We start from the raw sequence: 22,318 nt of genomic DNA on the forward strand, positions 1-22,318 counted from the left end.
GGTCTCTCTTTCGTCACAGGTCCCCGAGGGGACCTGGTGTGCCGTGACCGGGCACAGCGGTCCTACAGCTTGGTCATCTTGGCGTACGGGCTCAAGATCCGCAATTGCTCCGGGCCGAAGTCCACGAGCGCCGCGATGCCGTCCTCGACGCCGATCACCCGACCGAGGCCGTACACGTCGTGCGTGACCTGGTCACCGACGGCGAAGTGCTTGGGAGCACGTACGGCGGGGGCCTTGAAGGGGCTGGTGGGCAGATGACGCTTGGGCGCAGCAGGCTGGGTCATGCCTCAGTATGCGCCCCCGGGGCGCCCGTTCGCTGTGGCCGTGGGCACAGATCCAGACGGGAACACCGGCGCCACGCCCCTGACCTGCGGTTTTGAAATCACCGACCTGCGGATTTCAGATCCGGCGAGGCGAGATCGGGGGCATCTCCGCGAGCAACGACTCCGTTTCGGTCCACAGTTGCCGTTGGACGTCCGCACCGCGGCCGGGCTCGGGGCACCGCAACGGCTCGGCGTCGCGTACGGAGAAGTAGCCGCCGGTGGTGTGCGCGAACGCCGGGTCGGTCGCCAGGCGGACGATGATCGCCGCGCCCTTGCGCGGGTCGCCGATCCTCAGGACGTCCAGGGCGCGCCGCAGCGCGGCGGAGCCGGGCAGGTCGCGGCCGAGACCGGTGGCGTTGAAGCCCGGGTCGCAGCAGTTCACCGTGACCTTCGTGGCGTCCAGGCGCCGGGCCAGTTCCCGCGTCCACATGATGGTCATCAGCTTGGTCCGGCCGTACCGGGCCATCGACTCGCGCCGCGTGTAGGGGGTGGTGTCCCGCAGGTCCGTGGCCGGCGTGATGCTCCCGGCCCGCCGGGAGGCCTCGGAGGCGACGTTGACGATCCGCGCCGGCGCGGAGGCCAGGAGCGTGTCCGTCAGCGCCTGGGTCAGGACGAACGGGCCGACGTGGTTGACGGCGGTCATCTCCGCGAGCCCCTCGGCCGTGACGCGCTGGGAGAAGGCGTGCAGGCCCGCGTTGTTGACCAGGACGTCCAGCCGCGCGTACCGCGCGGCGATCTCCCGGCCCGCCCGGCGGACCTGCGCGACGACTCCGAGGTCCGCGAGGAAGACGTCGGCGTGCGCGGCACCCCCGGTCGCTTCCGCCAGCTCGGCGAGCAGCGCTTCGGCCCTGTCCGGGGAGCGCGCCACGATGCCGAGGTCGTAGCCGCGGCGGGCGAGTTCCAGGGCGGTGATCCGGCCCAGGCCGGAGGTCGCGCCGGTGATCACAGCGATGGGACGGGTCACCGTGTCTCCATTCGTGAGGTACCTCATCAATGATGTGTGGGACGATACCCGACGTCATGAGCAAGCACGAGACAGCGCCGCCCACCGGCCCCGACCCCGCGGACGTGGGTCTGCGGTTCCTGGGCGTCGCCCACGAGGTCCGGACAGCGGTCGACCACCACATGGCCGCGGCCGGCCTCTCCCTGGCCCGTACCAAGCTGCTGCGGCTCCTCGCCCGGCGCGGCGCTCTCCATCAGGCCGAACTCGCCGAGGCGCTCGGCCAGGCGCCCCGCTCCGTCACCCAGGCCGTCGAAGCCCTGGAACGCCTGCGGCTGGTCACCCGGACCCCCGATCCCGTGGACCGGCGGCGCAAGACCGTCACGCTGACCGAGCAGGGTCAAGCGGCCCTCGCCGCCGGCGAGCAGGCGGGCACCCGGATACTCCGGCGCATCTTCGGCGCCCTCGACGCCCGTCAGCTCAGACGCCTGGAGGAACTCCTCACGCACGCTGCCGAAGCCACCCGACAGAGCGACACCCGCTGACCTCTCGCCCCGGCACGTGGCCACCGTGCCCCCGTCGCGCACCACGTCACCGGTCCGGGGACTCCCCCGCCTCAGGACGGCGACGGGAGCGGCGGCGACGGAGCCGGTGGGTCCCTGTCGAGGGCCGCCGCGCGCAGGGCGGCTGCCACGCGTGTGATCGGGTCCGCCGGCGGATGGGGCAGCCGCGCCGGAAGCACGCGCCGCTGTTCCTGGGGCCCGCCGCGCACCGGGAGGACGCGGACACCCGGTGCGCGGCGGCGAGGGCGGCCGGCACGGTGGTCAGCCCGCAGCCGGCGGCCACGCGGTGCAGCTCGGCGAGCCAGTCCCGCGCGGTGTGGGCGGTCTCCGGCCGCTCGTCCAGGCCCGGCCACACCCCCATGAGCCGGTCCTCGCCCGAGGCCCGAGGAGGACCCCGCGATCCAGCGTTGCCCGCGCAGGTCGCCCACGTCGACGAAGTCGCCGCGGGCCGGCGCATGGCCGGCGGGCACCACCAGGCACAGCGCGCACCGGCGGGCTATCGCACTGGATGCACCTGCAGGTCAGCCCGTGGGCAGGCCGATCTGACGGCGTTCCAGCACGGAGCGGAGCTCCGAAAGGACCTGGACGGTGGCCAGTCCTGACGGGCCGCCGAGGGCGCCTGCGGTCAGCTCGGCCAGCGTTTCGGTGAAGGTCGCCTCCGCCGCCTCGACGAGTTGCACGCCGTCATCGGTCAGGTCCAGCAGTGACGAGCGACGATCCGATGGATTGGTTCGCCGTATGACCCATGCCTGCTTCTCCAGACGATCGATGCCCTTGCTGGTCGCACCGATCCCGATGGCGAACTCGGCGGCAAGGTCCGCCACCCGGGACCCAGGGTGGTCGCGCAGGAAGCGCAGGAATTCGAACTGCGAGGTGACGATCCCGTGCCGCTCGCGAAGACGGTCGTTCAGCGCGTTGTAGAGGCGCGTCTCACAGCGAACGAGGTCGTCGAAGAAGCCCGGGAGGTCGACCCGGCCACCGCTTGACTTAGATGCCATGGCATATATCTTAACATCCATACAGATGCCTAGGCATATAGTTCCTCGGCATGCACTTGCGATGGAGGCGACAGTGAGCAGGCAACAGCGCGCGAAGATCGACGCGATGGCCCGGCGGCCCCGGCCCGAGGGTCCTCTGTCGGTGGAGGAGCTCCGCGCCGGGTTCAGGGCGATGATGGCCGAAATGATCGTCCCGGCCGGGATCCGCACCCGGACCGCGACGCTCGGCGACCGGCCTGCGGTGCTCGTCGAGCCGGCCGGCACTCCGAAGGCCGGGACGATCCTCTACTTCCACGGCGGCTCCTACGTGGTCGGTTCACCGGAGACGGCGATGTCGCTGACGGGGAACCTGGTGACCAGAACGGGATTCAGGGCGTTCTCGTTGGATTACCGGCTTGCCCCCGAGCACCCGTTCCCGGCCGCGATCGAGGACGGGCTGAGCGCCTACCGCGCACTTCTCGACAGCGGCGAGGACCCTTCGGCGATCGCGTTCGCCGGGGACTCCGCCGGTGGCGGCCTCACTGTCTCCACCTGCCTCGCCGCTCGCGGCGCGGGCCTGCCCATGCCCGCCGCGATCGTGGCGTTCTCCCCCGGACTCGACATGACCCGGACAGGCGGGAGCATGACCGGCAAGGCGGGCGTCGACCCGTTCTTCACGCGTGAGGGCATGGAACACACCGGGGCCATGTACCTTGCGGGACAGGACCCGCACCATCCCCTGCTCAGCCCCGCCATCCGCGCGGACCTGACCGGTTTCCCTCCGCTGCTTCTGCAGGCGGGCACCAACGAAATGCTCCTGGACGACTCCACACGCATGGCCACGCGCGCGAGGGAAGCCGGAGTGGACGTCATCCTGGACGTCACCGCTGACGTTCCGCATGTCTTCCAGGCGTTCGCCGGCGTCCTGGACGAAGCCGACGAGGCGCTGGAGCGCGCCGCTCTCTTTCTCCGTCAGCACATCCGCGCCAAGGACACGGCACACACGCCGGCAAGCTGAAGGCGGCATACGCCCTTATACGCCCCCATACGGCCGACGGCCCACACCCCGGGCCCTGGCTCGCCGTTCCCCTTCCTGGCAGCCAGGGCCCCACCCCGCTCCGAGGGCCGTTCAAGACCCCGAGGCCCCTCCGCGGTGAGCAGTGTCTCTCCAGGCGTCCGGATCATCCCGGCGTCGCCGGTCCCGGCCGTGCCCGGGCTTCGCCGGGCTCGTGGACACCGCGCCCCGGCCCATGGGTGTGGCCCGTGAGTGTCAGGTCCCGGGGCGGGTCTCCGGGGCGGCGGTGCGCAGCAGTGCCAGTGTCGTGTCGAGCGCCGCTTCCAGGTGTCCGATGGCGCCGGTGGACATCAGGATGGTCACGCCGCCCTGCACCGCGGCGAGGAGTGCGGCCGCCGTCCGGTCGGCGTCCAGCCGCCGGTCGACCTCGCCGCTGTCCTGCATGTGCCGGATGCCGGTGCGCAGGGCCGACTGCCACTGGTCGATCAACCGGCCCGTGAGTGCCTGCGCGGCCGGCGTGGTGCGGCCCAGCTCGGTGATCAGCACGCCGAGCGGGCAGTCGACGCCCTGCTGTTCGTACCGCCGTACGACCGCGTCGCGCCACTCCTGCCAGGCCGCCCACGAGGTCAGGTCGCTGAGGTGCGGTTCCTGGTCCTCCAGGACGCGCTCGGCCTCGCGGGCGGCCACCGCGAGCAGCAACTCCTCCTTCCCGCCGGGGAAGTAGTGGAAGATCTGGCTCTTGCTGGTCGCGGTGCGGGCCCGGATGTCGTCGAGGGTCGTCCCGGCGGCGCCCCGCTCGCGGATCTCCTGGGCCGCGCCCTCCACGATGCGGCGCCGGGTGGCCATGCCCTTGGCCGTCAGCCGCGGTGCGCTCCGGCCGCTCCTGCTCACGTGCCCTCCTCCACCCCGCCCTGGACTTGCCGGTCCATTTTACGCGAGGGGGCGCCGGTGCCGTCCACTTCGCGTCTGCGGCCTCCGACACTCCCGTACGGTCCGGGAGTTGGCGTGACGGCGAGGCGGGCGGGGACGTGGCACCCAGGACGTGACCCGGAAGCGGCTGGCCGGTGCGGCACGGGCCACGCTGGGTGGCGGGCGGCGACCGGAGGCGGTCGGACGGGTCGCGAACGACGGCCGAGGCGGTCGGACGGATCGCGAACGACGGCCGAGGCGGTCGGACGGGTCGCGGACGGCAGCCGGAGGGTCGGACGGCGGCCGGCAGGGCGCGTACCGGCCGGTGCCGTACGACGCGTCGACGGCGGTCGCCCCGGTGTGGGACGACGCGAGAACCACTGGCCGCGCGCCCCGGGTGGCGACGACCTCGCCGGCCCGTTCTCACCCGGTCCCATCCTTCGGCACCCGGCGCGACGGCCCCGGGCGACCCCGGCTAGCCTGGTCACCAGCGGCAGCCCGGACCGGACGGTCGCGTGGCGGTGGGGCTCGCCGCACCCGAACCGCGGCACCGACGCCGCCGACAGTCCCTGCTGGTGAGCACACGCGCCCGCACGCCGGGCGGCCGCACGAGTAGGAGACGCGCGTCCATGAGAGCTCCCCGCGACCAGATCACGGAGCCCACGGTGTCCGACGCCGACCCGTCCGCGCCCGCGCGGCGCCCCGGACCCGCCGGCGGCCAGGCGCCCGTGGTCGCGGTGGTCGCGGCCGGCGGCGCGCTGGGGGCCGTGGCCCGCTACGGCGCCTCCCTGCTGTGGCCGGCCGCCGCCGGTGCCTTCCCCTGGACCACCCTCACGGTGAACGCGACCGGCTGCGCGGTGATCGGCGCGTTCATGGTCGTCATCACGGAGGTGTGGGCCGCGCACCGGCTGGTGCGCCCCTTCTTCGGCACCGGCGTCCTGGGCGGCTTCACGACCTTCTCCACCTACTGCGTCGACATCCAGCAGCTGGTGCAGAGCGGTCACGCCCGCACCGGCCTGGCCTACCTGGCCGCCACCCTGCTCGCCGCGCTCGCGGCCGTGTGGCTCGCGGCGGCGGCGACCCGCCTTCTGATCGCGTGGAGGAGGACGAGGTGACCCGGCTGCACGGCTCCGCGCTCCGCCTGACCGTCTTCGTGGGCGAGGGCGACACCTTCCGTCACAAGCCGCTCTACGGCGAGATCATCCAACGGGCCCACGAGGCCGGGCTGGCCGGCGCGAGCGCGTTCAGGGGCATCGAGGGCTACGGCGCCTCCTCCCTGATCCACACCAGCCGCCTGCTGTCGCTCAGCGAGGACCTGCCCGTCGCGGTCGTCATCGTGGACGACGCGGCCCGCATCCGCGCCTTCCTGCCCCAACTGGACGACCTGGTGGCGAACGGGCTGGTGGTGCTCGACGAGTGCGAGGTCATCCGCTACGTCGGGCGGGAGAAGGGGAAGCGGGCGAAGTGAACTGGCTCCTCGTCATCGCCGGTGCCGTGGTCGGGGCGCCGCTGCGGTACCTGACCGACCGCGCCGTACAGGCCCGGCACGACACCGGCCTGCCCTTCGGCACCTTCCTCGTCAACGTGACCGGCTGCCTGATCCTGGGGCTGCTGTCCGGCGCGGTCACCTACGGGGCCGCCTCCCACTCGGTGCAACTGCTGATCGGCACCGGGTTCTGCGGAGCGCTCACGACCTACTCGACATTCTCCTACGAGACGCTGCGGCTGGCCGAGGCCGGCGCCAGGTTCTTCGCCGCCGCCAACGTGATCGCCAGCGTGGTCACCGGCCTCGGCGCCGTGTTCATCGGCACCGCCGTCGCCCAGGCGATGTGGTCCTGAACGCGACGGGCGGGCGTGGCGGTCAGCTCGAACGGGGCCAGGTGCGCAGCAGGGCGGCGATCGCCTGCGCGGTGCACAGGGGGTCGCGCAGGAGGTCGCGCAGGGCCACGGCGTCGTCGTGGGTGGGCTTGACCGGGATGCCGGAGGCTTCCAGGTACATCACGCCCGTCGCCGCGGCGACGGCCATGTTGGAGCGTTCGAGCCAGCGGCAGCGCCCCAGGACGTGCACCAGGGCGGCGGCGCGGGCGAAGGGGCCGTCGTAGACGGGCTGTTCCAGCAGTTCCGCCCGGTGACAGGCGACGGCGGCCACCGGTACGCCGTAGTCCTCGGGGGCCGGGTCCCGTGCGCCGGCCAGCTCCGCGACCTCCAGGATCCAGGGGACGTCGACGTACAGCTCCATCAGGCGGCGTGCGCGCCCGGGGTGCCCCGGTCCGCGTCCTCGGCCGCGTCGAAGACGGCCTGGTGCTCGTCGAGGAACCGGCGGGCGGCGTCCATGCCGCGCTCCCGCAGTCCGCCGGTGTCGTCCCGTACGAGGGAGGCGATGTAGTCACCGACGCTGATTCCGCGGTCCCGGGCCCGGGCCCGGGCCAGTTCCGCGATCTCCTCGTCCACGCGCGCGCCCAGCTGTGTCTTCGCCATACGCCGAAGGTAACAGCTGTTACCAGGCTGCGGGCGGCTTTCCGGAAACCGGCGCACACACGCCTGGGAAGGCCCGGCGGGATATGTGTGACCGGAGCCGCACTTCCATTTAGGAGCATGTGCTCGTATCGTGGCGGGGGAGAGCCGATCCCCGCCCTGGCGCCCGGGTCGGCCCCCCTCCCCCGCCCCCGAGGCCCGCACGAAGGAACCCTCCATGCCGCATCCGCCCCTGTCCGCAGCCGGCGACTCCCTCGCAGTGACGGTCCGTCCGCTGCGGGACGCCGCCGTCGTCGTCACCGCCGTCGCCCTCGCCCTGCTGGCGCTGTACGCCGTCTTCCTGGACCAGGGACAACTGCTCTCCCCGGTCCTGGGCAAGGTCGCCACGAGCGCGAACTACCTGCACGAGTTCGCCCACGACGGCCGGCACCTGCTCGGCGCGCCCTGCCACTGACGGGGTACCGCACCATGAGTTCCGTCATGAGCCTGCTGGGCCGGGGCGCGGCCGCGGGGACCGTGGCCGGTCTGCTCAGCGGGGGCTTCTCCTGGTTGCTCGTCGAGCCGCTGATGGACCGCGCCGTGCGCCGGGAGGCCGCCCACGAGGCCGCAGAGCACTCCGCACACGCCGGTCACCACGCGGAGGTCTTCTCCCGGGCCACCCAGCACGCCGGTCTGCTGGTGGCGACGACGGTCACCGGCCTGGCCCTGGGCCTGCTGCTCGCCGTCGTCCACCTGCTGCTGCACCGCCACGCCCCCGGCACCGGGGCCTGGCCGCGGGCGCTGCGGCTGGCCGCCGCCGGATTCACCGGTCTGTGGCTGCTGCCGTTCGTGCGCTACCCGTCGGACCCGCCCGGCGTCGGCGACCCCGGCACGGTCGGTCCGCGCACGCAGGCCTGGCTCGGGGCGGTCGCCATCGGCCTGATCGGCGTCGCCCTGGCCTGGGCCCTGCACGGCCGCCTGGCCCGCCGCGGCCACGGCGCACCGGCCCGGCAGCTCTGCGTGGCGGGAGTCCTCGGCGCGGCGACAGCGGCGCTGTTCACGCTGCCCGGCGATCCCGACGCCCTCACCGTCCCGGCCGGACCGCTGTGGGACTTCAGGCTCTGGTCGGTCGCCACCGCCCTGGTGCTGTGGGCGGCGCTCGGCGCGGCGTTCGGCCTCCTCGGCGAGCGGGCCGGACGCCGCTCCCGGCGGACGGCACCGCACGGCGGACTCCTGGGCGCCACCGCCTCGCCGATCGAGCCGTCCACCCCAAGGTGATCGAAAATGTCCTTTATACGACATCCCCATGAAAGGTCAGCCATGGACGGTATCGCCGACATGGGGGGCACCCCTGGATGGGGCCCGCTCCACCCGCCGAGGGCCGACGAACCGGTCTTCGAACAACCCTGGCAGGGCCGGGCGTTCGCCCTGACGCTCCTGTCCAGCCGCATCGCGTGCGGCGGCTACAACCCCGATGCCTTCCGGCACTCCATGGAGCGCCTGGACCGGGCCGCGTACCTGGACGACGGCTACTTCGGACGCTGGCTCAACGGCGCGGAGCTGATGCTCACCGAGAGTGCCACGCTGGCTCCGGGCGCGATCGACGCCCGCGCCCGCAAGCTGCGGGGCGAGGACGTGGAGGAGCCGCCCGTCCCGGCCCCGCGGCCCGACTACGCGCCGACCGCGGCGCCGGTGGGCGCCGGCTCGCTGCGCTCCGTCGACACCGCCCCGGCCTTCGCCACCGGCGAGCGGGTGCGGACCAAGGACACGCCGGTGCCCGGTCACACCCGGCTGCCGGCCTACGTGCGCGGACACACCGGTGTCGTCGAACGCGTCCAGCCGGGCCACGTGCTGCCGGACACCAACGCGCACTTCCTGGGCGAGAACCCGCAGCACGTCTACTCCGTGCGGTTCGACTCGCGCGAGCTGTGGGGCGCCGACGCCGAGCCCTTCGCCCTCACCGTCGAGATGTACGAGAGCTACCTGGAGAAGTCCTCATGACCACCACCAGCGGAACGGGCGACCGCCTTTCCCCCTCCCTGCGCACGGAGGCGCTCGAGCAGCTGCTCACCGAGCGGGGACTGATCGACCCGAAGACGATGGACGGGATCATCACCACCTACGAGACCAACGTGGGCCCGCTCAACGGCGCCAAGGTCGTCGCGAAGGCCTGGACCGACCCGGAGTACCGGCGCCGGCTGCTCGAGGACGGCACGGCGGCCATCAGGGAACTGGGCTTCTCCGGAGCCCAGGGCGAGCACATCGTCGTGGTGGAGAACACGGCGACCACGCACCACGTGGTCGTGTGCACGCTGTGCTCCTGCTACCCGTGGCCGGTGCTCGGCCTGCCCCCGAGCTGGTACAAGGACCCCGCCTACCGTTCGCGCGTGGTCAAGGAGCCGCGCACCGTGCTGTCCGAGATGGGACTCGACCTCGGCGACGGCGTCCGCATCACCGTCCACGACTCCACCGCCGAGGTGCGCTGGCTCGTGCTGCCCGAGCGCCCCGCCGGAACCGAGCACCTGTCCGAGGAGGAGCTAGTGCCCCTGGTGACGCGGGACGCGATGGTCGGCGTGGCGAAGGTGGCGGCACCGTGAGCGCGCCCCTGGACATCGAGGGGCCGGCCGCGCCGCCGCGCTCCAACGGCGAGCTGGTGTTCGCCGAGCCCTGGGAGAGCCGCGCCTTCGGCATGGCCGTCAGCCTGTACGAGGCGGGCGCGTTCACCTGGCCCGAGTTCCAGGCCGCGCTGGTCGCCCGGATCGCGGCCTGGGAGTCCACGGCGGCGCCGGACGAGCCCTACGAGTACTACCGGCTCTGGCTTGCCGCCCTGGAGGACGTGCTCACCGGCCTGTGCGCCGTGACGACCGAGGAGGTCGCCGCGCGCGCCGAAACCCTGGCCCGGCGTCCACCCGGCCACGACCACTCCGACGACCACGCCCATCCGCATCCGCACGAGCACCCGCACCCTCACTGAGCCGAAGGACGCCGCCGGGCCGCCCCGAGCACGAGGACGGCCTGGTGACGCATGCCCCACCCGAGCAGTGCGCGGGACGCGCTGCCTTTCCAGCGAAGGAATCCCTCATGTCCGTCAGGAACGAACTGCTCGCGACCGTGGCGACGCTGACCGCGGTCGTGGGCCTCGGTACAGCCGGAACGGTGGCCGCCGACGCGGCCACCGCGCAGTGCGGCGACCGCTGCATCCAGATCTACAGCGCGAAGTCCGGCACGGCCGAGCGCCCCCATCTGGTGGAGACCGTCTACCGGGGAGTGGCGGAGGTCGGCAGGCCCACCGTCATGCACCCCGTCAGCACCACCGATCTTCCCGCTCGGTGACCGACGATGTCCCCGGCCGGGGGAAGTGCGGGACCTCCGCCAGGACCGTCTGGATCATCGACACCGCGGATTCGCCCAAGACCGCCGCCCAGGGGCACTTCCCGCTGGTCAACGGCTCGACCACGGACTTCGCGCACCCCTACGCGATGACCTTCGGCCACGGCTCCCCCGACCGCCGTGGCCACGCCGGGGGCCGTGATCACCGCGCCACGGTGCCCGGGCAGATCCGGGTCGCCAGGCTCATGGGCAACCCGTACCACGTGCCCGCCGGTCAGCTGTGGGGCACCACCAAGTAGGCGGCCGCCCCCCCTTCCGAACGAGTCCCGCGCCTACCCTCACCCAAATAGGAGCGTGTGCTCCTAATGTCCGTCGCGCCTCCGCGCGGCCCCGCACATCCCCACGCGACCCGCGACCCACCCTCAGAGAGCCTCATCATGGAAACCCCCGTCGGATCCGCCCACGAACGCCGGCACACGCGCTCCGCGGAGCCCGCGCCCGGCCCGGCCGACCACGTCGCCGTCCACCGCCGGCCGCCGGTGCGGGCCTGGCTGCAACCGGCCCTCGTCGCCCTGGTCGTCGTGGCGGCCTTCGTCAGCTGCTACGTGGGTCTCCAGCGGGACCCACAGCCGCACCACGTCCCCCTCGCCGTCGCCGGCACCGACCTGCCGGGCGAGATACAGCGGGCGCTCGGCGACAGCGTCGAGGTGCGCCGCGCCGCCGACGCCGACACCGCCCGCCGGGCCGTGGAACACCACGACGTCGTCGCCGCGCTCAGCACCGGCGGTCCGGGCGAGCTGCGCCTGGAGGTCGCGGGAGCCAACGGCACCTCCACCACGGCCGCCGTGAAGTCCCTGGTCGGCGCCTACGCGCAGGGGGCGCGCATGCGCGTCGGCACCGAGGACGTCCGGCCGCTGGCCCGCTTCGACGCCCGCGGGCTGGCCGGCTTCTACCTGGCCTTCGGCGTCACCCTGGCCGGCTTCGTGCTCGGCTCGAACGCCGTCGGCCTGGCCGGTCTGCTGCGCCTGCGCCACCGGTTCTGGCTGCTGGCCGGCGCCTCCGCGGCCATCGGTGCCGTGGCCGCGACCATCGCGGGGCCGGTCCTGGGAGCGGTTCCGGCACCGGTCGTCCCGTTGGTCGCCACCCTCGCCCTGCTGGCGGCGGCGGCCGCCTTCACCACCAAGCTGCTCGGCACCTACCTCGGCCCCATCGGCCTCCCGGTCACCACCCTCCTGCTCCTCACCGTCGGCAACGCCACCAGTGGCGCCACCATCGGGGAGGACCTGCTGCCCGCCGCGGCCCGGGCCGTCTCCGCGCTGCTGCCACCCGGCGCCGCCGTCCGTGCCATCGCCGACCTCAGCTACTTCCACGGCGCGCACGCGGCGGGACCCGTCATGACGCTGGCCCTGTGGGCCGTCGTCGCCGCGGTGCTGCTCGTGCCGCGCGCCCGCACGCGGCGGCGCGCCTCCGCGACCACCTGACTCCGCCGCCCCTCCCCGGGCGGCCGGACCGACCCCGCACATCCCCACCTCACAGACCCGTCCACCCCCCAACCCCCCCAACTCCCCCAAGGAGCAGTCATGGCGAACAACAGCTACACCGCGACGGTCGGCGTCACCGGCGAAGGCCGCAACGGCGGCCGGGTCCGTTCCGACGACGGCCTGCTGGAGACCGGCCTGTCCTACCCCAAGGAACTCGGCGGCGCCGGCACCGCGACCAACCCCGAGCAGCTCTTCGCCGCCGGGTGGGGCGCGTGCTTCCTCGGCGCCGTGCGGCACGCCGCCGCCGAGCGCAAGGTCAGGCTGACCAGCACCGCGATCACCACCGAGATCACCCTGCTGAACGAGGACGGCGTGTTCTCCCTCGCCGCCGTCCTGAACCTGGAGCTCGGCGGCGTCGACACGGACACGGCCGGCGAACTCGCCCGTGCCGCGCACCAGCTCTGCCCCTACTCCAAGGCCACCCGCGGCAACATCCCCGTCACCGTCAACGCCGTCGCCGTCTGACCCGGCGGCCTGGACGCCTCCCGCCGTACCACGCACTCCCCCCATGAACGGAAAGAGAACACAGATGCCGGACATCACCGCATCACGCAAGGCCCGCTACCTGCTGGCAGCGGCGGGAGCCGCCGCGGCCGTCGTCGGCGGTGCGGCGCTCGCACCGTCGGCGTCGGCCGACGCGACCGTCGCGAAACCGCCCGCGAGGACCTTCGAACTGGTCGGCAGGCAGACCTCGTCCGGGGACGTCGACCTGGGCGAGCCCGGCATCAGCGTGGGCGATCAGCGCATCGTGCACGAGGACCTCTACCGCCACGGCGAGAAGGTGGGCGACCACAGCGCGGTCTGCACCTTCACCCGGGTCAGCCCGGCCGCCCTCCAGTGCGTCGGCACCTTCGCGCTGCCCGAGGGGCAGTTCAGCGCGCAGTCGCTGCTGCACCTGCCCGCGCCGTCCTCCGTCGACGTCGGCATCACCGGCGGCTCGGGAGCCTACAGCACCGCCCGGGGATTCGTCCGCACCGTTCCCGCGGGCGCCACCGAGCGGCACTTCACCGTCCACCTGCGACGCTGAGGCGCGCGCGGACCGCACACATGACAAAGGCAAGGAGTAACCCACTCCTTGCCACTCTCAACATATAGCGCACAGGGGGCCTTGCCGCAAGGCCCCCGTGGTGGTGCACAATCTCCGGCCTCGACCAGAACCTGCGGAAATGGGGGGCCTTGATGATCGACGTGCTCGTGGTCGGCGGCGGACCGACCGGCTTGATGCTGGCCTGCGAACTGCGGCTGCACGGCGTACACGTGGTCGTGCTGGAGAAGCTGACCGAGCCGACCGAGGAGTCCCGCGGGCGCGGCCTGCACGCGCGCAGCGTGGAGATCATGGACCAGCGCGGCCTGCTCGAACGGTTCCTGGCGGCCGGTGAGAAGTTCCGGGCCGGCGGGCTCTTCGGCGGTGTCATCAAGCCGTGGCCGGAGCGGCTGGACACGGCTCATCCGTACGGCCTCGCCATCTCGCAGCAGGCCACCGAGCGGCTGCTGAACGAGCGTGCCCTGGAGACCGGCGCCGAGATCCGGCGGGGCCGCGAGGTGGTCGGGCTGAGCCAGGACGCGGAGGGGGTGACGGCCGAACTGGCCGACGGCACACGGCTGCGCTCGCGGTACCTCGTCGGGTGCGACGGCGGCCGCAGCACCGTGCGCAAGCTGCTCGGCGTCGGATTCCCCGGTGAGCCCTCCAAGGTGGAGACGCTGCTGGGCGACATGGAGGTGACCGAGGACCCGGAGACGATCGCCGCCGTCGTGGCGGAGGTCCGCAAGACCCAGCTGCGGTTCGGCGCCATCGCCGACGTGGACGGGAAGGAAGGGGTGTACCGCATCGGCGTCCCCGCCGACGGGGTGGCCGAGGACCGTACGACCCCGCCGACCCTGGAGGAGTTCAAGGCGCGGCTGCGGGCGGTCGCGGGCACCGACTTCGGGGCGCACTCCCCGCGTTGGCTGTCCCGGTTCGGTGACGCCACCCGGCAGGCCGAGCGCTACCGGGCCGGCCGGGTGCTGCTGGCCGGCGACGCGGCGCACGTACACCCGCCGACCGGCGGCCAGGGGCTCAACCTCGGTGTCCAGGACGCGTTCAACCTCGGCTGGAAACTGGCCGCCGAGGTGGCCGGCTGGGCGCCGGAGGGCCTGCTGGACAGCTACCACGCCGAACGGCACCCGGTGGGCGCCGCCGTACTGGACAACACCCGTGCGCAGATGACGCTGCTGGGCACCGATCCGGGTGCGACCGCGCTGCGCGGACTGTTCGGCCGGCTGATGGACTTCGAGGAGGTGAACCGGTACGTCACCGGGATCATCACCGCGGTCGACGTGCGCTACGACCTCGGGGAGGGGCACGACCTGACCGGCCGGCGCCTGCGGGACGTCCAGCTGAAGCGGGGCCGCCTCTACGGGCTGCTGCACGGCGGCCGTGGCCTGCTGCTCGACCAGACCGGCCGGCTCTCGGCGGCGGGCTGGGCGGACCGGGTCGACCATGTCGCCGACGTCAGCGAGGAACTGGAGGTGCCCGCGGTACTGCTGCGCCCGGACGGGCATGTGGCCTGGGCCGGCGAGGACCAGCGGGACCTGAGCGAGCACCTGTCCCGGTGGTTCGGGGCCGCCGCGGAGTGAGCGGGCGGGCGCGGTCACCGGCGCGTACGCCTTCCGGCGGCGCCCGCTCGTCCCCGGGGGTCAGCGGTCGACGAAGGTGAGGCTGGTGGCGTCGTAGCGGCTGCCCGCGATGTGCCCGGGCGGGGCCGCGGCCTCGATCGCGGCGATGTCCGCGGCGGACAACCGGAGGTCCAGCGCCGCGAGGTTCTCCTCCAGGTACCGCTGCCGGCGGGTGCCGGGGATCGGCACCACGTCGTCGCCGCGGTGCTGCAACCAGGCCAGGGCCAGCTGGCCGGCGGTCACGGACCTTGCGGCCGCCAGCTCCTCCAGCTTCGCGACGATCGCCAGGTTCCGTTCGAGGTTGCCGTCGGCGAACCGCGGCTGGCCGCGCCGTACGTCGCTCTCCGCCAGCCCGTCGACCGAGCTGTAGCGGCCGGTGAGGAAGCCGCGCCCGAGCGGCGAGAAGGGGACCAGGCCGATGCCGAGTTCGCGGCAGACCGGGAGGGTCTGCGCCTCCAGGTCCCGCGTCCACAGCGACCACTCGCTCTGCAGCGCGGAGATCGGGTGGACCGCGTGCGCCCGCCGGATGGTCCCCGCGGCGGCCTCGGACAGCCCCAGGTAACGCACCTTGCCGGCCCGCACCAGCTCGGCCATGGCCCCGACGGTCTCCTCGATCGGCACCCGGGGATCGACCCGGTGCTGGTAGTAGAGGTCGATGTGGTCGACCCCGAGCCGGCGCAGGGAGGCCTCGCACGCCTGGCGCACGTAGGCGGCGTCGCCGCGGATCAGGGTGGGCTCGCCCAGGCGGTTGGCGAAGCCGAACTTGGTCGCGAGCACCACCTCGTCGCGCCGCCCCGCGACAGCCCGCCCGATCAGCTCCTCGTTGTGCCCGGCACCGTAGAAGTCGGCGGTGTCGAGGAGGGTGACCCCGAGATCCAGGGCGTGGTGCAGCGTCGCGATCGACTGGGCGTCGTCCGAGTCGCCGTATCCGTGGCTCATGCCCATGCAGCCGAGCCCCTGCGCGGAGACCGCCAGTTCGCCCAGGTACCGGGTGGGGACCTCGGTCATGTGCTGCCTCCTGCGCTCGTCGGACCGTTCCCCGAGGACGCTAGGTATTGGAGTGCGCTCCATGTCAAACGACGCGTGCGGTGACGGCGAGTCGCCGGCAGGGCCCCGGGCGGCGGGGGGCCCTGCCGTGCCGGGGGTCACAGGCCCACGTCGCGGCTGCGGATGACCGCCCGGGACTCGCGGCGGACCAGCAGGCGGGCGAGGCCGTCGCCCGCGACGACCACGGGCGGGCGGGCGGCCAGGTTGTAGCCGGAGGCCATGGACAGCTGGTGGGCACCGGCCACGGGTACGGCGAGCAGGTCGCCGGGACGGGTGTCCGCGGGGAGTTCCACGCCGGCGGCCCGGCCGCTACTGCCTCGCCCGTGCCGCCTGTGCCGTCCTGGCGGTGCCGCCGTCCCCGCTCCGGCGGGCAGCGACGGCCCCCGCCCCCGGACGCCTCCGGGAACGAGGGCCGTCCGCATGCCCCCCGCTACGACGCCGTGCGAGGCGGTACGCGCAGCCGGACCGGGATGTCCGGCACCCAGTACGGGCCGTCGGTGGCCAGGGTCAGGGACGCCGTCCAGTCGCCGGGCCGGGTCAGCCGGCGCGGGTCGAGGGTCACCGTGAACGTCGCGGTCCGCCCCGGCCGGAGCGTCAGGCGGTGCGGGGTGCCGCTCAGCCAGGGGACGTCCGTCTCGGTACGGTCGTAGCCGGGCAGGACGTCGACGGTGGACACGGGGACGGGGAACCGGGCTTCGCCGCTGCCGCCCACCCGGTACAGGCCGGGTGCGCCGCCGCCCCGGTAGACGGCGGCCGGGGCGTCCGGCAGCCGCTTCCAGGTGTCCGTCCCGGGGTCGTAGGCGTAGCCCTCCGCGGTGAGCACCCGGTTGGGGCCGACCCGCTTGAACCCGCCGGAGACGAGGAGTTGCCCGTTGGCGGTGGCGTAGGCGCCGGTCGCCAGGCCGACCGGCATGGCGGCGATGGGCTGCCAGGTGTCGGAGGCGGGGTCGTAGACGTGGCCGGCGCCGGTCTCCACGTACTCGTGGACGCCGCCCGCGCAGTACAGCCTGCCGTCCACGGCACCGCAGTTGGCCCAGCCAATGGACTGCGGGTAGGCGGCGGCGCGGGACCAGGAGCGCGCGCCCGGGTCGTAGACGTACACGGAGTCCGAGCAGTCGGTGTTCGTGCAGCCGCCGACGACGTAGAGCCGCCCGTCGAGCACGGCGCCCGCCGCGCCGTAGCGTCCCTCGGGCATGTCCGGGCCCTTCGACCAGCGGCCGGTGTCCGCGTCGAAGACCTGGGTGGTCCGGCTGACGGTCTCCTTGGGGCCCCAGCCGCCCGCGGTGTACAAGCGGCTGCCGATGAACCCGTGCGCGGTCGCCTGCCGTGGCTCGGGCGCGGCCGGGCCCCGCTTCCACGCGCTGCCCGCGGGGTCGTACACGTACAGGTCGGCGGTGGGTTCCTGGCCGTCGGAGCCGAGGGCGGAGTAGAGCCTGCCCCGGTAGGTGCCGACCGCGTTGTCCATCACGGGCACGGGCAGGTCGGGCAGCGCGTGCCAGGCGGTGCCCGGGGCCGGGGAGCCCGGGGCGGTGCCGGTGCGCTCGCCGACGCGGACCCGGATCGGCGCGGTGCCGGTGTTGCGTACCGTCACCTTCCGTACCACGGTGGCCCGTCGGGAGGTGGCGTCGATCCGGGCCGGACGGACCGTCAGCCGGCCCGCGTCGAGGACGAACGAGGCCTCGGTGACCCGGTCGGCGGGGACCCGCACGGTGCGGGTGGCCGAGGTGTACGACGGTTTGGCCGCCGTCGCGGTGGTGGCCCGGCCGGAACCGGGGACGAACAGCCGGTAGGCGCCGTCGCCGAGGCGCGGGTCGCCGGTCGTGGCGACCGTCGGCGCGGCCGGCCCGTCCGCCGGGCCGGTGTGCACGACGGCTCCGATCAGCCCCTTGCCGGTGTTGGCGTCGGTGACGGTGCCGGTGAGGACGCCGCCGGGCACGGGCGCGGCGACCCGTTCGGTGACCGTGACGTCGTCCACCGCCCAGAACAGGCCGGGTCCGGTGAAGTGGAACCGCACCCGTACCGCGTGCTCGCCGGCGTAGGCGGTCAGCGGGATCTGCACCCGGCCGCTCGTCCACAGCTGGTCCTGGTGCCACACCGTGGTCCAGGTCCGGCCGTCGTCGGCGCTGACCTGCACCTCGCCCTTCTGCTCCGCGGAGCCCTCGTAGTCGGTGTCGAAGCTCAGCGCCGGGTCCCCGGCGCGGCCGAAGTCGTAGGCGGGGCTGGTCAGTGAGGTGTCCAGGGGGCTGCCGGCGTGGTCGGCGTCGGCGACGGCGAAGCCGCCGGAACCGCCGGTGGTGTTGCCCCGGCCGCCGGGGTCGTCGAACGTCCAGCCCGGGGTGCCGGTCACGCTCCAGCCGGCGGGCGGGCCCGAGGTGCCGTCGAACGTCTCGCTGCCGACGGTGTCCGCCCGCACGGTGTACGCCGGGTCGTCCTCGGCCCAGGTGTCCACGGGCAGGGCCAGGCCCACGGTGAGGTCCGTGGTGCCGACCGTCACCTCGCGCTCCAGTGACTGGTAGGAACTGTCGTCCCCGACCACGCGCAGGGTGTACGTGTGGTCCTCGGGGAGGTCGAGGCGCCAGGCGCCGGTGACCGGGTCGGACCACACCGGCGCGCCCGGCACCCCGGCGACCGTGATCCTCGCGTGCAGCGGCCAGCCGTGCCCCGAGCCGTCGGTGACGGTGCCGGTGACGCGGTGTGTGGCGAGCTTGCGCAGACCGAGGTCGCCGCTCGCGGTGCCGCCGTCGGTGAGGTGGACGCCCGGCAGGGTGCCCGGCGCGTACCCGTAGGCCGTCACCCGGACGTCGTGGTCACCGGCGGGCAGCGGCAGGGTGTAGCGGCCGTGGGCGTCGGTGGTCGTGCTGTACGGGCCGGCGGTCACCTCGGCCGCCGCGACGCCCGCGCCCGAGGTCGCGTCCGTGACCGTGCCGGTCAGCGTGCCGTGCGGGCCCATGGTGAAGGCGGTCAGGCCGTCGGGGGTGCCGAGGCCGGTGGGGCCGTCGTAGCCCGGGCCCGCGGTGCACAGGTAGGCCGGTGCGCAGGTCCCGTTGGCTCCCGAGGTCACGTCGTGCAGTCCCCGGCCGCCGGTGGCGTACGGGTAGACGGCGGGCCGGGAGCCCGCCGCCGGGGTGCCCGCGTTCGCGTACACGCCGGCGATGATCGGCGCCGAGGCGCTGGTGCCGCCGGCCACGCCCCAGCCGCCGGTGTCGCCGTAACTGTCGTACACGGCGACGCCGGTGTCCGGGTCGGCCACCGCGGAGACGTCGGCGACGGTGCGTCCCGGGCAGCCGGTGTCCCGCTGGAACGCCGGCTTGGGCTCGTACCGGGAGCAGCCGGAGCCGGCTCCGTTGCCGTCGTGGCCCCACGCCGACTCCGTCCAGCCGCGCGCGGTGGCCGGGTCCTTGGTGAGCGTGGTGCCGCCGACGGCGGTGACGTGCGGGGAGGCCGCCGGGTACGCCACGCCGTACCCGAAGTCGCCGGAGGAGGCGACGACGGCGACGCCCGGGTGGTCGTAGTGGACGTCGGCCGCCGACTCCGCCGGGTCCTCCGGGAAGAAGGTGTAGTTGGAGCCGTAGGAGTTGGAGACGTACTTGGCGCCGAGCGCGACCGCCTGGTCCACGGCCGCGCCCAGGTCCTCGATCGTGGCGCTGTCCGCCTCGACCAGCAGGATCCGGGCCTTGGGCGCCACCGCGGAGACCATGTCCAGGTCGAGGGAGATCTCGGTGGCCCAGCCGGGGTCGGGGTCCGGGCGGTGGGTGCCGCCGCGCTGGTCGGTCTTGGTGAAGCAGCCGTTGACGGTGGTGCAGGGCGGCAGCCCGTACTGGGCGCGGTAGACGGCGAGGTCGGCCTCGGCGTTCGGGTTGTCGAAGGCGTCGACCACGGCGACGGTCGCGCCGGCGCCGCCGTCCGCGGGGAGGCCGTAGGCACTGCGCAGGTCGGCCGGTCCGTAGCCCTGGGGGTCGGCATCGGCCCCGCGCAGATGATGACGATCCGTCAGGTCGGTGCGGAGCAGGCCGAAGCAGGTGAACTCGTGCGGCTCGGGCGGGCCGCAGAGCGGTCGTACGTGGTCGTGTGCGGTCTGTGTGGCGGGCGCCACGGCCCGGTCCCCGGCCTCCGCGCGGGCGGGGACCGGGGCGGCGAGGGCCGTCAGCAGGGCGGTGGCCAGCGCGGCGGCGCAGGCGGTCAGGCGTCTGCGCCGGCGGGGCACAGCGCTCGGTGGTGTGAGCAGGGGTATGGGCAACTCAACTCCTGTGGCATGGGCGGCGATTGGACGCGCCGCCCGGCACACGTTAGTTGAGCTGTGAAGAAGTCTCTGTCCCGTGCGGGATCGGAATCTGTACCAGGAGGGAAGTGCCGGCGCCGGGGGGCGACTCGATGGTGAGGGTGCCGTCGAAGGCGGACACGCGGTCCGTCAGGCCGGTCAGGCCGCTGCCGGCGGTGGCGTCGCCGACGCCGCCGACGCCGTCGTCCACGACGTGGATCCGCAGGACGTCCGTGAGGGCGAGGGAGATGTCTATCCGGGACGCTTGAGCGTGTTTGACCGCGTTCGTCACCGCCTCGGCCACCACGAAGTACGCGTTCGACTCCACGGTGGTGGAGAGCCGCCGGGGACAGTCGGCCCGCACGACGGCGGGGACCGGGCAGCGGGCCGCCAGGTCCTCCACGGCCGCCGCCAGGCCCTTCACCGTCAGCACCAGCGGGTAGATGCCCCTGGCCAGTTCCCGCAGTTCGTCGATCGCCGTCTGCGCGTTGTCGATCGACTGGTCCATCAGCTCGGTCACCGACGTGTCCGGGTCGGAGATCATCTCCCGCGCAAGCCGGAGCCCGATCATCAGGCTCACGAGGCGCTGCTGTGCCCCGTCGTGCAGGTCGCGGGCGGTGCGCCGGTGCACCGCCTCGACGCTCTCCACGGTCCGTCGGCGGCTGTCCTGCAGCGAGGCCGCCATGGTGTTGAAGGACGCCCCGAGCGCGTCGATCTCCGCCACCCTGCTGGGCGGGACGCGGACGCCGAGGTCGCCGCCCGCCAGCCGCCCGGCCGCTGCCGCCGCCCCGCGCACGGGCCGTACGACGGCGCGGTGCTGGAGCACCGTGAAGGCGGCCACCAGCGCGGTCGACGCCGCGATGCCCACGCCGGCCGCGATCACCGCCCGGTGCGCGTTGGTGCCGGCGGCGTCCTCGCGCGCGGCGAGCTGGGCGCGCTCGCCCGCCGTGTAGGCGTCGAACCGGGCCCGCAGGGCGTCGACGCGGCGCTTCCCCTCGGCCGTCGCCGCCAGACCGGACGCGGCCGGGTCGCCTCGCCGGACCGACTCCACCAGCGGGACCGAGTAGTCGTCGAGGAAGGACCGGACGCCCCGCGCGATCTGCTCGGCGGTGCGTCGCTGCGCGGGGGTGGTGGCGGAGTGCGTGAACCGCCGGATCCCGGCGGGCAGCGCGGTGCGCGCCGCCTGCCAGGGCTGGAGGAAGTCCTCGCGTTTCGTGATCACGAAGCCGCGCTGCCCGGTCTCCAGGTCCACGAGCAACTGCTCCATGGTTCCGGCCTCAACGAGGGCCGTGCGGGAGGCGCGGCGCGCCGACGTGGAGTCGTTCGCGTCGTCGATCGCCCACAGCAGGACCACGAACGCGACACCTATCAGCAGGGCCAGCAGGGCGCTCGCCGCGACCGTGAGGCGCGTCAGCCCCAGCCCCCGGCTGCCGTACCACCGTCGTACCGTCATACGCCGCAATGTAGCCGCACATGGCCGGGAACGTTCGGTGAGGAAGCGGGAGCGGCGGCACACGTGACGCCGATGTCACACCGCGGGCTCGACACGTGCCTCGCCGTCGGCGGCCGCGAGCCCGGGGCCGTACGTCACCAGCTGTCGTCGCCCCGCCGCGGCGCCACGCTGTACGCGGTCGCCGACAGCAGCCCGGTGACCGTCGCGCCGATGGCCAGGAACACGGCCGCGCCGGCGAGGCGGGCGTCGAGCGCCAGGTCCTCGGTGAACGGCAGCAGGGCCGGCGCCACGGTCACCAGGCCGGCGATCCAGCCGAAGAAGGCGCGCGGCCGGGCGACGGTCAGCAGCAGCAGGCGCAGCAGCGCGGTGCCCACGACGGCGCCGGCCGCCGCCCAGGCCGCCAGGTGTCCCGTCGTCACGTCGCCCCACACGCCCGCACCGCGCGGCGCGAAGAGCGGTACGTCGAGGACACCGCGGACGAACATCGTCGCCACGACCGCGACCAGCGCGGCGACCACCGCCGTGGCGGCGCCGGTGGCCCACAGCCGGCCCGCCGCGACGGACCGCGGGCCGGGCGGCGCCTGGTAGCCGGGGCCGCCGCGCGGGCGGTAGGAGGGGACGTCACCGTACGGAGCGGTACCGGTCATGGGGGAACCACCTTTCGCACACGGTCGTCACGACGTGACGTCGCGGTCGGCCCGCCGTCACTCGCGCTGACCCCGGCATGCCCGCCCCGCCGCGGATCGGCGCGGTCTGTGCCGGGTCACACCCCACGGGCAACGCTCCCCGCACGAGGAACGCCTGACACGCGGACAGGTGCCTGTCCCACGGCGCGGAGCCCCGCCCACGACCC

Annotated in this window: 27 protein-coding genes and 1 pseudogene; 16 read left to right on the top strand and 12 right to left on the bottom strand. The window is 73.9% G+C overall.

Features of this window, described 5'->3' with window-relative positions; all coding sequences use genetic code 11:
* Positions 1-62 precede the first annotated feature (62 nt).
* Together LG395_RS13205 and LG395_RS13210 are read right to left on the bottom strand one after the other, a co-directional pair.
* A complete protein-coding gene (locus tag LG395_RS13205; RefSeq protein ID WP_225809492.1) occupies positions 63-284 on the bottom strand; it encodes a hypothetical protein in 222 nt (73 codons plus the stop codon).
* 115 nt (positions 285-399) lie between these two features.
* A complete protein-coding gene (locus LG395_RS13210; protein WP_225809493.1) occupies positions 400-1,287 on the bottom strand; it encodes an SDR family NAD(P)-dependent oxidoreductase in 888 nt (295 codons plus the stop codon).
* A gap of 56 nt (positions 1,288-1,343) precedes the next feature.
* Here LG395_RS13210 and LG395_RS13215 point away from each other — a divergent pair, with 56 nt between their 5' ends.
* Positions 1,344-1,808, top strand: a complete 465-nt coding sequence (locus tag LG395_RS13215) for a MarR family winged helix-turn-helix transcriptional regulator (protein WP_225809494.1) — start codon at positions 1,344-1,346, stop codon at positions 1,806-1,808.
* Positions 1,809-1,879: 71 nt separating this feature from the next.
* On the opposite strand, the pseudogene LG395_RS13220 reads toward LG395_RS13215, so the two are convergent.
* A pseudogene (locus tag LG395_RS13220) lies at positions 1,880-2,311 on the bottom strand (LysR substrate-binding domain-containing protein); the annotation flags it as partial.
* A gap of 36 nt (positions 2,312-2,347) precedes the next feature.
* Entirely contained in the window at positions 2,348-2,824 is a 477-nt protein-coding gene (locus tag LG395_RS13225) for a MarR family winged helix-turn-helix transcriptional regulator (RefSeq protein ID WP_225809495.1), read from the bottom strand.
* Between the two features lie 73 nt (positions 2,825-2,897).
* On the opposite strand from LG395_RS13225, the gene LG395_RS13230 reads away from it, so the two are divergent.
* Complete coding sequence (locus tag LG395_RS13230; protein ID WP_225809496.1) at positions 2,898-3,821, top strand: alpha/beta hydrolase; 924 nt, start codon at positions 2,898-2,900, stop codon at positions 3,819-3,821.
* Positions 3,822-4,073: 252 nt separating this feature from the next.
* Here LG395_RS13230 and LG395_RS13235 read toward each other — a convergent pair whose 3' ends face one another.
* Positions 4,074-4,664 carry a TetR/AcrR family transcriptional regulator gene (locus tag LG395_RS13235; RefSeq protein WP_225809856.1) on the bottom strand — a complete coding sequence of 197 codons (591 nt, stop codon included), beginning with the start codon at positions 4,662-4,664 and terminating at the stop codon, positions 4,074-4,076.
* Positions 4,665-5,356: 692 nt separating this feature from the next.
* Between LG395_RS13235 and crcB (LG395_RS13240) the strand changes: the two genes are divergently transcribed.
* From crcB (LG395_RS13240) to crcB (LG395_RS13250), 3 genes are read left to right on the top strand one after another with little or no spacing between them, the layout of a single operon-like run.
* Entirely contained in the window at positions 5,357-5,842 is a 486-nt protein-coding gene (gene crcB / locus LG395_RS13240) for a fluoride efflux transporter CrcB (protein ID WP_225809497.1), read from the top strand.
* The gene (locus LG395_RS13245; protein WP_225809498.1) at positions 5,839-6,195 is read left to right on the top strand and encodes a DUF190 domain-containing protein; all 357 of its coding nucleotides are present in this window, start codon (positions 5,839-5,841) and stop codon (positions 6,193-6,195) included. The genes crcB (LG395_RS13240) and LG395_RS13245 overlap by 4 nt, the downstream gene beginning before the upstream one ends.
* Positions 6,192-6,566 (top strand): fluoride efflux transporter CrcB, encoded by a 375-nt coding sequence (gene crcB / locus LG395_RS13250; RefSeq protein ID WP_225809499.1) that lies wholly within the window; start codon positions 6,192-6,194, stop codon positions 6,564-6,566. Before LG395_RS13245 ends, crcB (LG395_RS13250) begins: the two co-directional genes overlap by 4 nt.
* Positions 6,567-6,588: 22 nt before the next feature.
* Here crcB (LG395_RS13250) and LG395_RS13255 read toward each other — a convergent pair whose 3' ends face one another.
* Positions 6,589-6,966 carry a fic family toxin-antitoxin system, toxin component gene (locus LG395_RS13255; protein WP_225809500.1) on the bottom strand — a complete coding sequence of 126 codons (378 nt, stop codon included), beginning with the start codon at positions 6,964-6,966 and terminating at the stop codon, positions 6,589-6,591.
* On the bottom strand, positions 6,966-7,205 hold the full coding sequence (locus LG395_RS13260) for a hypothetical protein (RefSeq protein ID WP_225809501.1): 240 nt from the start codon (positions 7,203-7,205) through the stop codon (positions 6,966-6,968). Before LG395_RS13260 ends, LG395_RS13255 begins: the two co-directional genes overlap by 1 nt.
* A gap of 214 nt (positions 7,206-7,419) precedes the next feature.
* On the opposite strand from LG395_RS13260, the gene LG395_RS13265 reads away from it, so the two are divergent.
* From LG395_RS13265 to rox, 11 genes are all read left to right on the top strand, one after another.
* A complete protein-coding gene (locus LG395_RS13265) occupies positions 7,420-7,656 on the top strand; it encodes a CbtB domain-containing protein (protein ID WP_225809502.1) in 237 nt (78 codons plus the stop codon).
* Between the two features lie 14 nt (positions 7,657-7,670).
* Positions 7,671-8,459, top strand: a complete 789-nt coding sequence (locus LG395_RS13270; RefSeq protein WP_225809503.1) for a CbtA family protein — start codon at positions 7,671-7,673, stop codon at positions 8,457-8,459.
* Positions 8,460-8,501: 42 nt separating this feature from the next.
* On the top strand, positions 8,502-9,182 hold the full coding sequence (gene nthB / locus LG395_RS13275; RefSeq protein WP_225809504.1) for a nitrile hydratase subunit beta: 681 nt from the start codon (positions 8,502-8,504) through the stop codon (positions 9,180-9,182).
* Positions 9,179-9,778 carry a nitrile hydratase subunit alpha gene (nthA, locus tag LG395_RS13280; RefSeq protein ID WP_225809505.1) on the top strand — a complete coding sequence of 200 codons (600 nt, stop codon included), beginning with the start codon at positions 9,179-9,181 and terminating at the stop codon, positions 9,776-9,778. Before nthB ends, nthA begins: the two co-directional genes overlap by 4 nt.
* The gene (locus LG395_RS13285) at positions 9,775-10,155 is read left to right on the top strand and encodes a nitrile hydratase accessory protein (RefSeq protein ID WP_225809506.1); all 381 of its coding nucleotides are present in this window, start codon (positions 9,775-9,777) and stop codon (positions 10,153-10,155) included. Before nthA ends, LG395_RS13285 begins: the two co-directional genes overlap by 4 nt.
* Positions 10,156-10,262: 107 nt before the next feature.
* Complete coding sequence (locus LG395_RS13290; RefSeq protein WP_225809507.1) at positions 10,263-10,514, top strand: hypothetical protein; 252 nt, start codon at positions 10,263-10,265, stop codon at positions 10,512-10,514.
* A complete protein-coding gene (locus tag LG395_RS13295) occupies positions 10,511-10,810 on the top strand; it encodes a hypothetical protein (RefSeq protein ID WP_225809508.1) in 300 nt (99 codons plus the stop codon). Before LG395_RS13290 ends, LG395_RS13295 begins: the two co-directional genes overlap by 4 nt.
* 138 nt (positions 10,811-10,948) lie before the next feature.
* The gene (locus LG395_RS13300; protein ID WP_225809509.1) at positions 10,949-11,992 is read left to right on the top strand and encodes a hypothetical protein; all 1,044 of its coding nucleotides are present in this window, start codon (positions 10,949-10,951) and stop codon (positions 11,990-11,992) included.
* 99 nt (positions 11,993-12,091) lie between these two features.
* A complete protein-coding gene (locus LG395_RS13305) occupies positions 12,092-12,517 on the top strand; it encodes an organic hydroperoxide resistance protein (RefSeq protein WP_225809510.1) in 426 nt (141 codons plus the stop codon).
* A gap of 64 nt (positions 12,518-12,581) precedes the next feature.
* Complete coding sequence (locus tag LG395_RS13310; RefSeq protein ID WP_225809511.1) at positions 12,582-13,079, top strand: allene oxide cyclase barrel-like domain-containing protein; 498 nt, start codon at positions 12,582-12,584, stop codon at positions 13,077-13,079.
* Between the two features lie 152 nt (positions 13,080-13,231).
* On the top strand, positions 13,232-14,668 hold the full coding sequence (gene rox, locus LG395_RS13315; protein ID WP_225809512.1) for a rifampin monooxygenase: 1,437 nt from the start codon (positions 13,232-13,234) through the stop codon (positions 14,666-14,668).
* 60 nt (positions 14,669-14,728) lie between these two features.
* Here the strand turns inward: rox and LG395_RS13320 are convergent, their stop codons facing one another.
* From LG395_RS13320 to LG395_RS13340, 5 genes are all read right to left on the bottom strand, one after another.
* Positions 14,729-15,715 (bottom strand): aldo/keto reductase, encoded by a 987-nt coding sequence (locus tag LG395_RS13320; protein ID WP_225809513.1) that lies wholly within the window; start codon positions 15,713-15,715, stop codon positions 14,729-14,731.
* A 137-nt stretch (positions 15,716-15,852) separates the two neighbouring features.
* The gene (locus tag LG395_RS13325) at positions 15,853-16,047 is read right to left on the bottom strand and encodes a hypothetical protein (protein ID WP_372463224.1); all 195 of its coding nucleotides are present in this window, start codon (positions 16,045-16,047) and stop codon (positions 15,853-15,855) included.
* Between the two features lie 137 nt (positions 16,048-16,184).
* Positions 16,185-19,991, bottom strand: coding sequence for a Kelch repeat-containing protein (locus LG395_RS13330; protein ID WP_225809514.1), 3,807 nt, complete (start codon positions 19,989-19,991; stop codon positions 16,185-16,187).
* 49 nt (positions 19,992-20,040) lie between these two features.
* Positions 20,041-21,465 carry a CHASE3 domain-containing protein gene (locus tag LG395_RS13335; protein ID WP_225809515.1) on the bottom strand — a complete coding sequence of 475 codons (1,425 nt, stop codon included), beginning with the start codon at positions 21,463-21,465 and terminating at the stop codon, positions 20,041-20,043.
* A 134-nt stretch (positions 21,466-21,599) separates the two neighbouring features.
* Complete coding sequence (locus LG395_RS13340; RefSeq protein WP_225809516.1) at positions 21,600-22,112, bottom strand: DUF6069 family protein; 513 nt, start codon at positions 22,110-22,112, stop codon at positions 21,600-21,602.
* Positions 22,113-22,318: the final 206 nt, after the last annotated feature.

This window comes from Streptomyces spinosus (assembly GCF_020400655.1).
In the GTDB taxonomy this organism is placed as follows: domain Bacteria; phylum Actinomycetota; class Actinomycetes; order Streptomycetales; family Streptomycetaceae; genus Streptomyces; species Streptomyces argyrophylli.

What these genes read in the sequence shown, in the direction of transcription:
- LG395_RS13305 (WP_225809510.1), top strand. Translation starts at nt 12,092, where the DNA reads ATGGCGAACAACAGCTACACCGCGACGGTCGGCGTCACCGGCGAAGGC.
- LG395_RS13335 (WP_225809515.1), bottom strand. Translation starts at nt 21,465, where the DNA reads ATGACGGTACGACGGTGGTACGGCAGCCGGGGGCTGGGGCTGACGCGC.
- LG395_RS13290 (WP_225809507.1), top strand. Translation starts at nt 10,263, where the DNA reads ATGTCCGTCAGGAACGAACTGCTCGCGACCGTGGCGACGCTGACCGCG.
- nthB (WP_225809504.1), top strand. Translation starts at nt 8,502, where the DNA reads ATGGACGGTATCGCCGACATGGGGGGCACCCCTGGATGGGGCCCGCTC.
- LG395_RS13205 (WP_225809492.1), bottom strand. Translation starts at nt 284, where the DNA reads ATGACCCAGCCTGCTGCGCCCAAGCGTCATCTGCCCACCAGCCCCTTC.
- LG395_RS13215 (WP_225809494.1), top strand. Translation starts at nt 1,344, where the DNA reads ATGAGCAAGCACGAGACAGCGCCGCCCACCGGCCCCGACCCCGCGGAC.
- rox (WP_225809512.1), top strand. Translation starts at nt 13,232, where the DNA reads ATGATCGACGTGCTCGTGGTCGGCGGCGGACCGACCGGCTTGATGCTG.
- nthA (WP_225809505.1), top strand. Translation starts at nt 9,179, where the DNA reads ATGACCACCACCAGCGGAACGGGCGACCGCCTTTCCCCCTCCCTGCGC.
- LG395_RS13255 (WP_225809500.1), bottom strand. Translation starts at nt 6,966, where the DNA reads ATGGAGCTGTACGTCGACGTCCCCTGGATCCTGGAGGTCGCGGAGCTG.
- crcB (WP_225809497.1), top strand. Translation starts at nt 5,357, where the DNA reads ATGAGAGCTCCCCGCGACCAGATCACGGAGCCCACGGTGTCCGACGCC.
- LG395_RS13265 (WP_225809502.1), top strand. Translation starts at nt 7,420, where the DNA reads ATGCCGCATCCGCCCCTGTCCGCAGCCGGCGACTCCCTCGCAGTGACG.
- LG395_RS13225 (WP_225809495.1), bottom strand. Translation starts at nt 2,824, where the DNA reads ATGGCATCTAAGTCAAGCGGTGGCCGGGTCGACCTCCCGGGCTTCTTC.
- LG395_RS13300 (WP_225809509.1), top strand. Translation starts at nt 10,949, where the DNA reads ATGGAAACCCCCGTCGGATCCGCCCACGAACGCCGGCACACGCGCTCC.
- LG395_RS13320 (WP_225809513.1), bottom strand. Translation starts at nt 15,715, where the DNA reads ATGACCGAGGTCCCCACCCGGTACCTGGGCGAACTGGCGGTCTCCGCG.
- LG395_RS13270 (WP_225809503.1), top strand. Translation starts at nt 7,671, where the DNA reads ATGAGTTCCGTCATGAGCCTGCTGGGCCGGGGCGCGGCCGCGGGGACC.
- LG395_RS13260 (WP_225809501.1), bottom strand. Translation starts at nt 7,205, where the DNA reads ATGGCGAAGACACAGCTGGGCGCGCGCGTGGACGAGGAGATCGCGGAA.
- LG395_RS13310 (WP_225809511.1), top strand. Translation starts at nt 12,582, where the DNA reads ATGCCGGACATCACCGCATCACGCAAGGCCCGCTACCTGCTGGCAGCG.
- LG395_RS13235 (WP_225809856.1), bottom strand. Translation starts at nt 4,664, where the DNA reads ATGGCCACCCGGCGCCGCATCGTGGAGGGCGCGGCCCAGGAGATCCGC.
- LG395_RS13340 (WP_225809516.1), bottom strand. Translation starts at nt 22,112, where the DNA reads ATGACCGGTACCGCTCCGTACGGTGACGTCCCCTCCTACCGCCCGCGC.